2 pseudogenes are annotated in these 252 nt (G+C 62.7%); one reads left to right on the top strand and one right to left on the bottom strand.

Annotated elements, in window-relative coordinates:
• Nucleotides 1–127, top strand: a pseudogene (locus tag EU800_RS26620) (IS3 family transposase); the annotation flags it as partial.
• Here the strand turns inward: EU800_RS26620 and EU800_RS26615 are convergent.
• Nucleotides 121–252 (bottom strand): annotated as a pseudogene (locus EU800_RS26615) (integrase core domain-containing protein); the annotation flags it as partial. The pseudogenes EU800_RS26620 and EU800_RS26615 overlap by 7 nt on opposite strands.

The raw sequence follows: 252 nt of genomic DNA, 5'->3' as shown, positions 1-252 counted from the left end.
CGGCTACAGGCGTGTGGCCGTGCTGCTGAGAGACGCAGGCTGGCAGGTCAGCGATGGCCGTGTCGAACGTCTATGGCGGCGAGAGGGGCTGAAGGTGCCACCGAAGCAACCGAAAAAAGGGCGGCTCCGGGCGTTGAAGCTTTCAACATAGCCGTTCTCCCAGGGAGATCCTGGCTCGATGAAAGCGGTCTTGGCCCCGACGGCCTCTATCCACTCTCGCACGTCTTTGGCCACGAACTCTGGGCCGTAGCA

Source organism: Tropicimonas sp. IMCC6043, assembly GCF_004146235.1.
Lineage (GTDB): Bacteria > Pseudomonadota > Alphaproteobacteria > Rhodobacterales > Rhodobacteraceae > Tropicimonas.
The sequence above is the reverse complement of the archived record's forward strand: the minus strand, read 5'-3'. Positions and strand labels throughout refer to the sequence as shown.